The sequence below is a fragment of the Ectothiorhodospira magna genome, from assembly GCF_900110965.1.
Lineage (GTDB): Bacteria > Pseudomonadota > Gammaproteobacteria > Ectothiorhodospirales > Ectothiorhodospiraceae > Ectothiorhodospira > Ectothiorhodospira magna.
In genome coordinates this window covers 19,971-33,294 of sequence record NZ_FOFO01000006.1, presented here as the reverse complement: position 1 = coordinate 33,294, position 13,324 = coordinate 19,971, and the positions used below count along the sequence as shown (strand labels likewise).

The window sequence follows — 13,324 nt, the reverse complement described above, 5'->3', positions numbered from 1 at the left end:
CGTTCCATTACCTCAAGCGGTGAAGGCGGTCCAGGGTCTGAACCGCACGGAGTATTGCCGACGCCAGAGCCGGCTCGGGCACGGCGCTGACGGGTACGAACCAGTGTTCGGGACCGGCCATGTCCCGGCATTTTACGGCATCCTTCTCGGTCATCAGTACCGGAAGGCCGTCATCAAAGCGTATCTCATCCACCGTGTAGGGATGATGATCCGGAAAAGCATGGGGGATCACCTCCAGACCGGCTGCCGTGAGCATGTCAAAAAAGCGGGGCGGATGCCCGATCCCTGCCAGGGCATGGACCCGCTGGCCCCACAGGGCTTCCAGGGCCATGACCTGCTGTGGCTGTTGCAGCGACAAGGCCAGGGTGCCGGTGAGCTGCATGGCCTGCTCGCCGGGTCGGGGGGTGCCGTTGATCACCACAAAGTCCACCTCGTCCAGTCGTCCCGGCGGCTCGCGCAACGGACCCGCCGGCAGACACAGGCCGTTACCCAAGCGTCTTTGGCCATCCACCATGACAATCTCCAGATCCCGCTGCAGGGCATGGTGCTGCAGGCCGTCGTCGGCGACGATGATGTCACAGTCATGGGCCGCCAGCAGCGCCCGCGCCGCCCGATTGCGATCCGGGTCCACGTAGACCGGACACCCACTACGTATGGCCATCAGCACCGGCTCGTCCCCCACCTGAGCCGGATCGCTCTCCGGCGTCACCAACCGGGGCCAGTGCCGGGCCTGCCCCCCGTACCCCCGACTGACCACGCCGGGCCGGTAGCCGTGGTCCTTGAGCAGGCCACAGAGCCAGACCACCATGGGGGTCTTGCCGGTCCCCCCCACGGTCAGGTTGCCCACCACGATCACCCCCCGCACCGGCAGTCGGGGACGATCACGGTTGCGGTGACGATGCCGGACCCGGTTGAGCAGGACCACGGCGGTATACAGCAGCGACAGGGGATACAGGGCCAGGGCTACCGGGTTACGGTCGTTCCAGTAATGATCCAGGGATTTCACCGGCCCCATGCTCCCCCAAGCCTCTAATCCAACCCGTTATCACTGAACTGCAAACGGTGCAGATGGGCATACAGGCCGTCCTGGGCCAACAGATCCCGATGGGTGCCGGTCTCCAGGATGGCCCCATCCTGCATCACCACGATGCGATCAGCCTTTTCCACCGTGGACAGGCGATGGGCAATGACCAGGGTGGTGCGATTTTTCAGCAAATGATCCAGTGCCTTCTGGATATGCCGTTCCGCCTCGGTGTCCAGGGCCGAGGTGGCCTCGTCCAGAATCAGGATGGGCGCATCCTTGAGCAGGGCCCGGGCGATGGCCAGACGCTGCCGCTGACCACCGGAGAGCAAAACCCCGTTATCCCCCACCAGGGTATTGAGTCCTTCCGGCAGACGACGGATGAATGTCATGGCCTGGGCCGCTTCTGCCGCCGCCAGAATCCGGCGCTCATCAGAGGGGTCCACCGGGCTGCCGTAGGCGATGTTATTGGCGATGGTGTCATTGAACAGGGTCACATGCTGCCCCACATAGGCAATCTGGCGACGCAGATCTGCCAGGCGGTACTGGCGAATGTCCACCCCGTCCAGCAGCACCTGACCCTGCTGGGGTTCATAAAAACGGGGCAACAGGTTGACCAGCGTGGTCTTGCCACTGCCGGAACGGCCCACCAGGGCTACGGTTTCCCCCGGAGCCACGTCAAGGTTGATCTGCCGCAGTACATCCCCCTTGGCGGCATCGTAGCTGAAGCTCACATCCCGCAACTGGATGTCTCCCCTGGCCCGATCCAGGGACAGGGTGCCCTGATCCCGCTCCAGAGGCTCATCCAGCAGGCCGAAGATGTTCTGTCCGGCGGCGATGCCCTTTTGCAGCAGGGCATTGACATTGACCAGACGGCGCACCGGGGTCAACAGCAGCAGCATGGCGGTGATGAAGGAGACAAAAGTCCCCACCGATACCTCCTGAAGCAGGGATTCATGGGTGGCGATCCATACGATCAGGGCCAGGGCGATGGCGACGAAGAACTGGATGATGGGCAGATTGCTGGCCTGGGTGGCCACCATTTTCATATGCAGGCGGCGGTTGCGTTCGTTGATCTCGTCGAAGCGGGACTGTTCGTAGTCCTCGCCGCCAAAAATCTTCACCACCCGGTTGCCGTCCATCACCTCGCCGGCCACGTGGGTCACATCCCCCATGGAAGCCTGGATGCGTCGGCTGATCTTGCGAAACCGCCGGGTCACCCGGTCCACCGCAAAGGCCACCGCCGGGGCCACGATGAGTACCGCCAGGGTGAGCTTCCAGTTCAGGTACAGCATCCATCCCAGCAGACCCAGGACCGTGACCGTATCCCGGATCAGGATGGTGATGCTGTCGGTGGAAGCTGCCGCCACCTGTTCCACGTTATAGGTCAGACGGGAAATGATCTGACCGCCGGCATGGCGGTCAAAATAGGGCACCGGCATCTGCAGCAGATGCCGGAACATGCGCCCCCGCAGTTCCTTCACCACCTGCCGGCCCACCCATTTCATGGTGTAGTTGGACAAAAATTCCGCCACGCCACGGATGAAGAAGATGCCGATGATGGCCAGGGGAATCCAGCGGATGGCATCCGGGTCCCGGTCCACGAAACTGCCGTCCATCAGGGGCCGCATGAGGGCGGCAAAGCCCACCTCGGTAGCGGCGGTGACGAGCATGGCCACCAGGGCCACCAGCAGATAGGGCCAGTATTGCAGGGAATGGGACAGCAGCCGGCGATAGACCTCCATGCCGGGGATCTGATACTGGCTCTGTCCGGGCAATGAAGCAGGGCGACTCATTCCGGGTCACTGCCCAGGGTGGCGATGGACAGGCGGGATACCCCCAGGCGCCCGGCCACATCCATGGCGGTGACCACGGACTGGTGCGAGGTGCGGGCATCGGCCCGGATCACCAGGGGAACATCATCCCGCCCTCCCAACTGCGCCCCCAGTGCGGCCCGCAGGGTTTCAGGACGGGTATTGCTCAACTCGGCACCATCGAGGATATAGCGGCCCTGGGCATCGATCATCAGTTCCACGGCATCAGGCACATTATCTTGTGATACAACCTCAGCCTGGGGCAATTCCAGGTTCAGCACCCCATGACGGTCAAAGGTGGTGGACACCATGAAAAAAATCAGCAGCAAAAACACCACGTCGATCAGGGGCGTGAGGTTGACCCCGATCTCCTCGGTCTGTCGATGACGAAAATTCAAGACGGCTTGACTCCGGGGGCTGCCACCCGTTCCCCCTTGAGCACTTCCACCAGCTTGATGGCTTCCTGCTCCATGTCCAGCACCAGCTCATCCACCCGGCCCCGGAAATAACGGTGAAAGATCATGGCAGGAATGGCCACGGAGATTCCCGCCGCCGTGGTGATCAGGGCCTGGGAGATGCCAGCGGCCAGTTCGCCGGGATGACCCACCCCCACTGCCGTGATGACGGAAAACACCTGTATCATGCCCACCACGGTACCCAACAATCCCAGCAGGGGGGTGATGGCGGCGATGGTGCCCAAGGTGTTGAGAAAGCGTTCCAGTTCGTGGCTGACCCGCCGGCCAGTTTCCTCGATGGTTTCCTTCATCACCTCACGGGAACTGTGGCGATTCACCAGCCCGGTGGCCAGGATTCGTCCCAGGGGAGAGCCTTCCCGCAGGGTGCGGATGCGGGCATCATCCAGTTCACCGGCCTGAATCCATTGCCAGATCTGTACCACCAACCGGGGAGGGACCACCCGCCGGCGGCGCAAGGTCCAGAAACGCTCGATCACAATGGCCAGCGCCATCACCGAACATGCGATGATGGGCAGCATCAGCCAGCCACCGGCCTTGACCAGTTCAAACACGTCTTGCGTCTCTCCGGGTTGATTTCACTGGAGGGCATGATACTTGAAACAGGGGCTTGAAGGAAAAATGGAAAAACAGCAAAAGACCCTCACCATGAGCGTGCTGATGACCCCGGACATGGCCAATTTTTCCGGCCATGTCCACGGCGGCGCCACCCTCCGGCTACTGGACCAGGCCGCCTATGCCTGCGCCGCCCGTTATTCCAACAACTATGTGGTCACCCTGTCGGTGGATCAGGTCTTTTTCCGCGAACCCCTCAGGGTGGGCGAACTGGTGACCTTTCTGGCCTCGGTCAATTACACCGGCAAGACCTCCATGGAAGTGGGCATCCGGGTCATCGCCGAGGACATCATCAAGCACCACAGCCGTCATGCCATGACCTCCTACTTCAGCATGGTGGCGGTGGACGGCAATGGCCGCCCGGTGCGGGTGCCTCCCCTGAACATTGAAACCCCCACTGAACAACGCCGCTACGAGAATGCCGTCATGCGCCGGGAACTGCGCCAGGAGATCGAACGCCGGCACGAGCAGATTCGCCAGCAGTACCGGCCAGCGCCGGGCGCATGAAACGGCGCTGATCGACGCCTCAGCGGTGCCAGTGGCGGCGGGCCGCGTGCCGGTGCCCCGGCTGCACGACGACCCCCTCCCCCGGCACGAAGTCCACCCGCAGGGCGCCTTCATGGGCCGGGTCCAGCAGGGGGATGTCACGGACCCGAAGCCGTTGGAGGACTTCTTCATGGGGATGCCCCAGGCGGTTTGCAAAACCGGTACTCACCAGGGCCAGCCGGGGTGATACCTGGTCCAGCAGGGCCTCTGATGAGGACGTGCGCGAACCATGATGGGGCAACAGCAATACATCCGCAGCCAGCCCTTCCCCTTCACCACGCACCAGCACGGCCTCTCCCAGTCGCTCCACATCCCCAGGCAACAGCACCGATCCCCCGGGGCCGCTCACATGGAGCACACAGGAAGACTCGTTATCATCTCCCCAGCCCGGCGGCGGATGCAGCATACGGAACGTCACCCCGTCCCATTGCCAGGTCTCCCCCCGCAGACATTCCCGGCTCAGGGCATGGGGTAACCGTTCGGGAGACCGGCTCAGCACCTCCCCCACCCGAAGACTGTCCAGAATAGCCGGGGCGCCGCCGATATGATCGTTGTCACTGTGGCTCACCACCAGCCGATCTATCTGCTCCCGGCCCTGATGCCGCAGATAAGGCACCACCGCCGCCGAGCCAGCATCAAAGCGCGGGCTGAAGCGGGGGCCGGTGTCGTAAACCAGGGTATGGTCCCGGGTCTGCACCACCGTGGCCAGCCCCTGACCCACATCCAGTACGGTGAGCCGGAACTCCCCCGGCTGCAGTGACGGCCTGGCCGGCCAGAGCATGGGCAGCAGCAACAGCACCCCCAGCCAGCGGGCGGGCAAGGCTCGGGGCGCCAGGATCAGGGCCAGCCCCAGCAGGGCCGGCCACAGGGTCCACAACGGAGGCGCCGCCCGCCACGGGGACCAGGGCCAGGCGGCCATGTATTCCAGCAGGGGCCAGAGCAGACTCACGGCCAGATGGGCCGCCAGCCAGCACCATTGGGCAACCCAGGGCAACAGTGGCGATAACAGTACACCGCCCAAAGTCAGGGGAACCACCACCACACTGACCCAAGGGACCGCCACCAGATTGGCCAGGGGAGAAATCAGCGAACCATGCTGGAACATCACCAAAGTCAGGGGCAACAAACCCACCCCGGCCACCCACTGGATACGCAGCACACTTTCCATCTTGCCCGGACGGCGCAGCCGACCTGTCATGGCATACAGGATCACACCCACAGCAGCAAATGAGAGCCAAAATCCCGCATCCAGGACTGCCCTGGGGTCCAGACACAGTACGACCACCAAGGCCAGGGCCAGGGTTCGACTGGGCCGAGCCACCCGCCCCAACCACAACGCCCCCAGAGCCACCACCAACATGGCCAAAGCCCGCTGGGTAGGAATGGCAAATCCTGCCAGGGCGGCATAACCGGCAGCACAGATCAGGGCGCCGATCACCGCCGCCCGCTGAGCCGGTAGCCGCAGGGCCAGGGCTGGCACCCGACGCCAGCCCCAGAGCACCAGGCCATACCCCATCCCGGCCATCAGCCCCACATGCAGGCCAGAAATGGCCATCAGGTGATTGGTGCCGGTATCAATCAGGGTGGTCCACTGGGCCTGGGTAATCCCGCTCCGGTCACCTGCCGCCAGTGCCTGCAAGATCCCCACATAGGGCCGATCCTCCAGCACCTGTGCCATCTGGGTGACCAACCCGGCCCGAATTCGGTGAATCTGAAAAATCAGGCGCTGATCCATACCCAGTCGCCGGGCCGAAACTGGATCGCGTACATAGGCGGTGGCACCGTAGCCCTGGCGAAACAACCAGCCCTCATAATCAAAACCGCCAGGATTACGAAACCCCGAGGGGCGCCGCAGGCGCAGGGTCAGTTCCCAGCGCTCCCCCGGCACCAGCTCGGGGTGATGGCCATACCAGGCCACCCTCACCCGTCGGGGCAGGGTCTGGTGATCATCCAGGGCGCCGTGGGCCACTCCCTCGATGCGCAGACCGAAGCGAACCCCCCGCTCCAGGGATTCAGGCAGCGAATCTACAATCCCGATGACCGTCACATCCTGGCCAGACAACGTTGAAGACAGGGGTGGCCCGGACACCAGATGGGCATGGACCAAAGCCCAGGAAAACCCCAACAGGGCGATGGCCGGCCATCGCACCAGGGGGACGAACCTGTAGAATGGAAGCAGGATCAAGCAAAGACAGGCCCAGACGAGGGCCGGCAGATGGGGCGCACCATGAAGGACCATCACGCCGATGAGAAACGCCAAAGCCTGGCTTTGCATCTTCCACTCCCTGGAATCGAATCCATAACGGACAGCCCTACCGAGACTTGCACTCCGGGGCGTCTTGAACCCTGCAATCATCCATGGCAAAAAAGCTCATCAAGAGCCTGTTTCCAACTTACCACAAAGTCAGGGAGCATGAATCTCTACGTTTTTTCGGCGCAGTCCTCAATGACCCTAACCTGTGGCACCTGAACCGACGCTCTGTAGCCGGCGCCTTCGGTGTGGGGTTGTTCGTGGCTTTTTTGCCCATTCCGGCCCAAATGCTGACCGCAGCGGCCCTGGCCATCATTGTCCGGGTGAACCTGCCCATTGCCGTCCTGCTGGTATGGATCAGCAATCCGGTCACCATGGCCCCCATCTACTATGCCGCGTATACCATCGGGCGATTCCTGATGGGAGAGCCACCCAGGGGCCTGTCCTTTGAGTTGAACCTGTCCTGGTTCACCGGAGAACTGGTGGTGATCTGGAAACCGCTGCTGCTGGGCAGCCTGGTCATGAGCGTCACTGCAGGACTGGGGGGATATATTGCCATCCGGTTGCTATGGCGACTGCATATCCTGCGACGACTGGATCTCAAGCGGCGACGTCTGCCCCGTCTGGGCCGCCGGGGTGGATCGACACCACGGTCGTAGCTGACCGGCTTCCAGCATCATGATCCGGTCCATGCGCTCTGCCAGTTGCATGTCATGGGTGACCACCACAAAGGCAGTGCCCAACTGACGGTTCAGATGCAGCATCAGCTGGAAGATTTCCTCTGCCCGGGCCCGGTCCAGATTACCGGTGGGTTCATCGGCCAACACGGCCTGAGGATCGGTGATCAGGGCGCGGGCAATGGCCGCCCGTTGCCGCTCTCCACCGGACAGTTCCCCTGGCTTGTGGGCGATCCGCTCTGCCAGGCCCACCTGGGTCAGCAGGTTTTTGGCCTGCTCTGCCGCCTTGGCGGGCGGCTCACCACGGATCAGCAAAGGCATGGCCACGTTTTCCAGAGCGGTAAACTCTGGCAGCAGGTGATGAAACTGATAGATGAACCCCAGATGCCGATTGCGCAGCCGACCACGCCGGGCATCGGACAGGCGGGCCACATCCTGGCCGCAGATGCTGACGGTGCCCTGACTGGGCAAATCCAGCCCTCCCAACAAATGCAACAGGGTACTTTTGCCACTGCCGGAAGTCCCCACAATGGCCAGTTTTTCCCCCGGCTGCACCGCCAGGTCCACGGCACTCAGGACCGTGACCGCCAGTCCGCCTTCGTCAAAGGTTTTACCCAGGCCCTGGCACTGGATCACAGGTTGCCGATCCACCATGCTGTTCTCCCGTTAATCGTAGCGAAGGGCGTCAGCCGGCTGGGTGCGGGAAGCTCGCCAGGCCGGATACAGGGTGGCCACCACCGTCAACCCAAAAGCCAGCAGACCCACCCGCGTCACATCGTACAGCTTGAGGTCCGAGGGCAGATCGGAGATGTAGTACACATCCGGCGACAGGAATTTAAGTCCCAGGAGGGATTCAATGGCGGGCACGATGGTTTCCACGTTCAGGGCCAGACTGACCCCTCCGATCACCCCGAGCACTGTGCCCACCAGCCCGATCAACGTTCCCTGAACCATGAACACCAACATCACCGACAATGGCGTCATGCCCAGGGTGCGCAGGATGGCAATGTCCGATTGCTTGTCAATCACCACCATCACCAAGGTAGAGACAATGTTAAAGGCCGCCACCGCCACGATCAGGGACAGGATGATGAACATGATGGTTTTTTCCGTCTGCACCGCCCGGAAGAAATTGGCATGCTGGCGGGTCCAGTCATTGACCCAGAACCGCCCGTCCAACTCGGCGGCCACCTGTCGGGCAATCAGCGGTGCCCGCATCATGTCATCCAGTTTCAGGCGCAACCCGGTCACGGCATCGTCCAGCCGGTAAATCTGCCGGGCATCATCCAGGTGAATGAAGGCGCTACTGCGGTCATATTCAAACATCCCCACCTCGAATATTCCCACCACATCCAGGCGACGCATACGGGGCAACACGCCCACCGGAGTCACCGCAGCCTGGGGTGTGATCAGGGTCACCCGATCCCCCAGACCGACCCCCAGGGCCAGGGCCAGTTCTCGTCCCAGCACCACACCAAAGCGCCCCGGCTGTAACCCCTCCATCTCGCCCAGGATAATGTGTTCACCCACCTGGGAAACCCTGGCCTCCAGGTCGGGCACCACGCCACGGATCATGGCACCGCTCACCTGCCGGCCACTGGAGAACATGCCTTCTGCTTCCACAAATGGCGCCACGCCCACCACCCGCTCGGCCCCCTCCACCTGGGCCATCACCTCGGGCCAATGGCGCAGGCGGCCATCGAACTCGGCAATGGTAGCGTGGGAAGTCATGCCCAGGATGCGCTCCCGCAGTTCCCGTTCAAAGCCGTTCATCACCGACAACACCGTAATTAACGCGGTCACGCCCAGGGCGACCCCCATCATGGAGATCAGGGAGATGAAGGAGATAAAATGATTGCGGCGCTTGGCGCGGGTGTAGCGCAGGCCGACAAAGATCTCAAGGGGTCGAAACATGGGCGGATTAAATCACAGGCCAGGTTGAAATTATATGGTTACCGGCTGTTTCTTCACCGGGCAGCCCCATCCCTCAAGGCGGCAAGCTGCCCTGGATATGGTCACATATCCACTGGCAGGGGACGTATCAGTTCAATCCGGTCCGGTGAGACCTGGGCACCCAGCGCCAGGGTCTCCACCCCGGCGTCACGGGCACGGCGCAGCCACATCCCGTACTCAGGGTCGATGGAATCTGCAGGCCGGACACACTGTACATCCTCCCGCTGGACACAAAAAATCAGCATTGCCCGATGCCCGGCTTCCACCATGGCCATCAACTCCCGCAGATGTTTGCTGGCGCGACTGGATACCGCGTCGGGAAACAGGGCCACGCCCCCCTGCACCGCAGCGGTGACATTTTTCACCTCCACATAGCAGTCTCTCCCTTCCAGATGCAGCAGCAGATCAATGCGGCTGTTATGCTGACCATAGCTCACCTCCCGGCGCAGTTGAGTGAACCCCGCCAGCTCCGGCACCCTGCCAGCGCGGATTGCCTCCTCCACCAGGGCATTGCTGCGACCGGTATGGATCCCCACCATCACTCCATCGGCCTCCACCATTTCCCAGGTATGAGGGTACTTGCGTCTGGGATCATCAGACCGGCTCAACCAGACCCGTGACCCTGGTGTCATACAACCCAGCATGGCACCGGTATTGGGGCAATGGGCAGTGAGGATCTCACCATCGTCCATCAGCACATCGGCCAGAAAACGCTTGTAACGCCGCTGCAGCTTGCCGGGGATCAGGGGCTGGGAAAATATCATCGAAGCGGAAACTCCATGAATAAATGTGTGAAGGGAATGCTATATTCAGGCACATCACTCGACTTTGGAATCACGATGTCAAGCATGTATGCCTTGCGTACAGTCCTTGCCGGAGCCCTGCTTATGGGGTCCCCCGTGGCTGCTGATGTTCTGGTCATGCCCAACGGGGAGCCGCAAGTGGTGCGATTGTCGGAACAGCCCCAGCGTGGCATGCATCAAAACACGGTCATCCGCTACCACGGCGAACCCCACACCCGGCATCCCACGGTGGGACAGCCCCCCATCACCCGTTGGGACTATGATCAGTTTGCCGTGGTCTTTGAAGGTGCCCATGTGATTCATACCGTGGTGTTTGGCCAGTGGGCCGATACCCCCTAAACCATCAATCTCCCAGCCCATCCACCAAAGAGACTGCCATGTCCCGTACCCTGCTTCCTGAATGGGCACCCCAAAGCGCCGTGATGCTCACCTGGCCCCACCCGGATACCGATTGGGCACCAATCCTGAAACAGGCCGAAGCGGTTTTCTGCCGGATTGCCCATGAGGTCACCCTGCGTCAGGGTCTGGTGGTCACCTGTCAGAATGCGGCCCATCAAGCCCATGTCTGCCAACACCTTGCACGGGCGGGCGTGGATATGACCCAGGTCATCACCGGACTGGCCCCCGCCGATGATACCTGGGCGCGGGATCATGGCCCCATCACCGTGCTGGCCGACGACGGCCTGCTGATGCTGGACTTCACCTTCAACGGCTGGGGCGGCAAGTATCCGGCAAAGGCGGATAATGCCATCACCCGGCGACTGCACCCACAAGGGGTCTTTGGCAATCTGCCCCTGACTTCGGTGGACTTCGTGCTGGAAGGGGGCGCCATCGAGTCGGACGGTCTGGGCACCCTGCTCACCACCCGCCAGTGCCTGCTCACCCCCACCCGCAATCCCGACCTGGACGAGGCCGGCATCGAGGCCGTACTACGGCGGGAGTTGGGTGTGGAACGCATCCTGTGGCTGAGCCAAGGACATCTTGCAGGGGACGATACCGACAGCCATGTGGACACCCTGGCCCGACTGTGCAGCCCGGATACCATTGCCCATGTGGTCTGTGAAGACCCGCAGGACCCCCACCACGGGCCGCTGGCCGCCATGACCGCAGAACTGGAGACCTTCAGAACGCCTGCAGGTGAACCCTACCATCTGATCCCGTTGCCCCTGCCGGCCCCCATCCATAACGAGGAAGGGCAACGACTGCCCGCCACCCATGCCAACTTTTTGATCATTAATGGGGCGGTGCTGGTACCCACCTATGGCGATCCCAACGACAGGATCTGCCTGGCCCGGCTGGCCCAGGCATTTCCAGATCGGGACATAGTCGGCATCGACTGCCGTGCCCTGATTCATCAGTTCGGCAGCCTGCATTGTGTCACCATGCAACTGCCTGCCGATCCTTAAAGGGAACTGGCCGCCTGAGCTTCCGGGCGCAGACGGGTGTCAAACCGCACGCTCTGGGGGTAGGGAAAGACATCCCCGTGAATCCCTTTTTTTACATCCTCCTGTCGGCGTTGCCAGTAGCGATAGTCGAACAGGTCTCGATGTAACTGCATCAGCATGCGCCGTATTCTCGGATCGGTACTCAGGAAAGTGGGAAATTCCTCGGGAAAAATCTCATTGGGACCTGCGGAATACCAGGCCTCGGAACTGAGTTCATCTTCAGGGAAGGCGGGAGGGGGAATTTTGCGAAAATGACACTCCGTCAGGTAGCAGATTTCATCATAGTCATAGAACACCACCTTGCCACTATCGGTCACACCGAAGTTTTTGAACAGTAAATCTCCAGGAAAGATATTCACACCGATCAACTGCTTGATGGCCAGCCCCCATTCTTCCAGGGCAGCGCGGGTGCAGACCTCATCAGCCTGTTCCAGGTACACATCCAGAGGCAACATGCGCTTTTCGATATAAAGATGCTTGATGACCAGATTGTCCCCGCCCACATCCACCTGAGAAGTGACTTCGTTTTTGAGTACCTCCAGCAGTTCCGGTGAAAACCGCGCCAGGGGAAACGCCACTTCGGAAAATTCCAGGGTATCGGCCATCCGGCCCACCCGATCATGCATTTTCACCTGCAGGTAGCGACGTTCGATCAGTTCATGGGTGACATCCTTCTGGGGCGGAAAGCGATCCTTGATCACCTTGAACACATAGGGATACGAGGGCAGGGTAAACACCACCATGACCAGACCAGGAGTGCCCGGGGCGATGGAAAAATGATCGCTACTGTTGTCCAGATGGTGCAGAAAATCCCGGTAGAACTCGTTTTTGGCCTGTTTGTGAAAGCCGATGCTCATGTACAGTTCAGCCACCGGCTTGTCCGGCATCAGATCCTGCAAAAAAGCGACGGTGGCGGCAGGTACCGGAGTTTTCACCACAAAGTAGGCCCGGGCAAAGCTGAACACCGCCTCGGCTTCTTCCTCGGTGATGAGCAAGGCATCGGCCACCAGGCCCATACCCTCGATATTGTTCAAAGGGACAATGAAGGGATGACTGTTGCCCTCGTGCACCACCCGTCCGATGATGTAGGCCGCCTTGTTGCGGAAAAAGGGAAATTCCAGCACATCAATACGCAGATCTCCCATGGCTTCGGGACCGAACCCGGAGCGGGCCTCCAGGGCACGGGCGATGTTGTGGACATCCTTGGACAGATCGGCGTGGGTCAGGTTGAAGTAAAAAGCGGAAAGAATTTCCCAGATGCAGGTATCCACCCCCCCGTCACGGGTGTGAAAGGAGAGATACCCCCGGTATCGCTCCGCCAGTTCCTGGCGATCGGCCACCGATTCCAGGAAAATCATGTCGTTGTTGTAATACTTGCGCTCAAACAGCCGGCAGAACACGGAGTTGTAGAAGGTTTCGGCCAGTTCTGGGCGGGAGTGGCGCTGCAACAGGTCCATGTAGGCAATTTTGACCCGCTGCCAGAGCTGTTCTTCCAGGGTACGGATGCCAAAGGTGGCCCGGACCTTGGTCAGGGTTTCGTTGACCCGTTCATCGTAGGAACTGATGCGCTTCACCGAGGCCGCACGCACCGCCTCCCAGTCTGCATGTTCAAAGCGCTCCCGGGCGCTGCTGGTGATTTCCTGGAAAAATGAAAAATGACGCTCGAAACCGGTCAGGATGGAGCGGGCAATCTGCCGCGCACGTTCATTCATCGCGGGGGTACCTA

The 13,324-nt window shown here is 61.3% G+C and carries 13 protein-coding genes; 4 read left to right on the top strand and 9 right to left on the bottom strand.

What is annotated here, in order from left to right; genetic code table 11:
- Positions 1 to 7: 7 nt before the first annotated feature.
- From lpxK to BMX62_RS03570, 4 genes are read right to left on the bottom strand one after another with little or no spacing between them, the layout of a single operon-like run.
- Positions 8 to 1,015, bottom strand: a complete 1,008-nt coding sequence (gene lpxK / locus BMX62_RS03585) for a tetraacyldisaccharide 4'-kinase (RefSeq protein WP_090204344.1) — start codon at positions 1,013 to 1,015, stop codon at positions 8 to 10.
- A gap of 14 nt (positions 1,016 to 1,029) precedes the next feature.
- Positions 1,030 to 2,817 carry a lipid A export permease/ATP-binding protein MsbA gene (gene msbA / locus BMX62_RS03580; protein ID WP_238375840.1) on the bottom strand — a complete coding sequence of 596 codons (1,788 nt, stop codon included), beginning with the start codon at positions 2,815 to 2,817 and terminating at the stop codon, positions 1,030 to 1,032.
- Entirely contained in the window at positions 2,814 to 3,233 is a 420-nt protein-coding gene (locus BMX62_RS03575; protein WP_090204341.1) for an ExbD/TolR family protein, read from the bottom strand. Before BMX62_RS03575 ends, msbA begins: the two co-directional genes overlap by 4 nt.
- Positions 3,230 to 3,862: a MotA/TolQ/ExbB proton channel family protein gene (locus BMX62_RS03570; RefSeq protein WP_090204338.1), complete on the bottom strand. Its 633-nt coding sequence runs from the start codon at positions 3,860 to 3,862 to the stop codon at positions 3,230 to 3,232. Before BMX62_RS03570 ends, BMX62_RS03575 begins: the two co-directional genes overlap by 4 nt.
- A gap of 67 nt (positions 3,863 to 3,929) precedes the next feature.
- On the opposite strand from BMX62_RS03570, the gene BMX62_RS03565 reads away from it, so the two are divergent.
- On the top strand, positions 3,930 to 4,430 hold the full coding sequence (locus BMX62_RS03565) for an acyl-CoA thioesterase (RefSeq protein WP_090204335.1): 501 nt from the start codon (positions 3,930 to 3,932) through the stop codon (positions 4,428 to 4,430).
- 19 nt (positions 4,431 to 4,449) lie between these two features.
- Here BMX62_RS03565 and BMX62_RS03560 read toward each other — a convergent pair whose 3' ends face one another.
- Positions 4,450 to 6,744, bottom strand: a complete 2,295-nt coding sequence (locus tag BMX62_RS03560; protein WP_238375839.1) for a DNA internalization-related competence protein ComEC/Rec2 — start codon at positions 6,742 to 6,744, stop codon at positions 4,450 to 4,452.
- 83 nt (positions 6,745 to 6,827) lie between these two features.
- On the opposite strand from BMX62_RS03560, the gene BMX62_RS03555 reads away from it, so the two are divergent.
- Positions 6,828 to 7,379: a DUF2062 domain-containing protein gene (locus BMX62_RS03555; protein ID WP_090204328.1), complete on the top strand. Its 552-nt coding sequence runs from the start codon at positions 6,828 to 6,830 to the stop codon at positions 7,377 to 7,379.
- Here the strand turns inward: BMX62_RS03555 and lolD are convergent.
- From lolD to sfsA, 3 genes are all read right to left on the bottom strand, one after another.
- A complete protein-coding gene (gene lolD, locus BMX62_RS03550; RefSeq protein ID WP_090204325.1) occupies positions 7,287 to 8,051 on the bottom strand; it encodes a lipoprotein-releasing ABC transporter ATP-binding protein LolD in 765 nt (254 codons plus the stop codon). The two genes, BMX62_RS03555 and lolD, sit on opposite strands and share 93 nt — an antisense overlap.
- A 12-nt stretch (positions 8,052 to 8,063) precedes the next feature.
- On the bottom strand, positions 8,064 to 9,311 hold the full coding sequence (locus BMX62_RS03545) for a lipoprotein-releasing ABC transporter permease subunit (RefSeq protein ID WP_090204322.1): 1,248 nt from the start codon (positions 9,309 to 9,311) through the stop codon (positions 8,064 to 8,066).
- Positions 9,312 to 9,412: 101 nt separating this feature from the next.
- The gene (gene sfsA, locus BMX62_RS03540) at positions 9,413 to 10,114 is read right to left on the bottom strand and encodes a DNA/RNA nuclease SfsA (RefSeq protein ID WP_090204319.1); all 702 of its coding nucleotides are present in this window, start codon (positions 10,112 to 10,114) and stop codon (positions 9,413 to 9,415) included.
- 123 nt (positions 10,115 to 10,237) lie between these two features.
- Between sfsA and BMX62_RS03535 the strand changes: the two genes are divergently transcribed.
- Together BMX62_RS03535 and BMX62_RS03530 are read left to right on the top strand one after the other, a co-directional pair.
- Positions 10,238 to 10,492 carry a hypothetical protein gene (locus tag BMX62_RS03535; protein ID WP_420795801.1) on the top strand — a complete coding sequence of 85 codons (255 nt, stop codon included), beginning with the start codon at positions 10,238 to 10,240 and terminating at the stop codon, positions 10,490 to 10,492.
- A gap of 38 nt (positions 10,493 to 10,530) precedes the next feature.
- Positions 10,531 to 11,559 carry an agmatine deiminase family protein gene (locus tag BMX62_RS03530; RefSeq protein WP_090204314.1) on the top strand — a complete coding sequence of 343 codons (1,029 nt, stop codon included), beginning with the start codon at positions 10,531 to 10,533 and terminating at the stop codon, positions 11,557 to 11,559.
- On the opposite strand, the gene aceK is transcribed toward BMX62_RS03530, so the two are convergent.
- Positions 11,556 to 13,310 (bottom strand): bifunctional isocitrate dehydrogenase kinase/phosphatase, encoded by a 1,755-nt coding sequence (gene aceK, locus BMX62_RS03525; RefSeq protein WP_090204311.1) that lies wholly within the window; start codon positions 13,308 to 13,310, stop codon positions 11,556 to 11,558. The genes BMX62_RS03530 and aceK overlap by 4 nt on opposite strands.
- Positions 13,311 to 13,324: the final 14 nt, after the last annotated feature.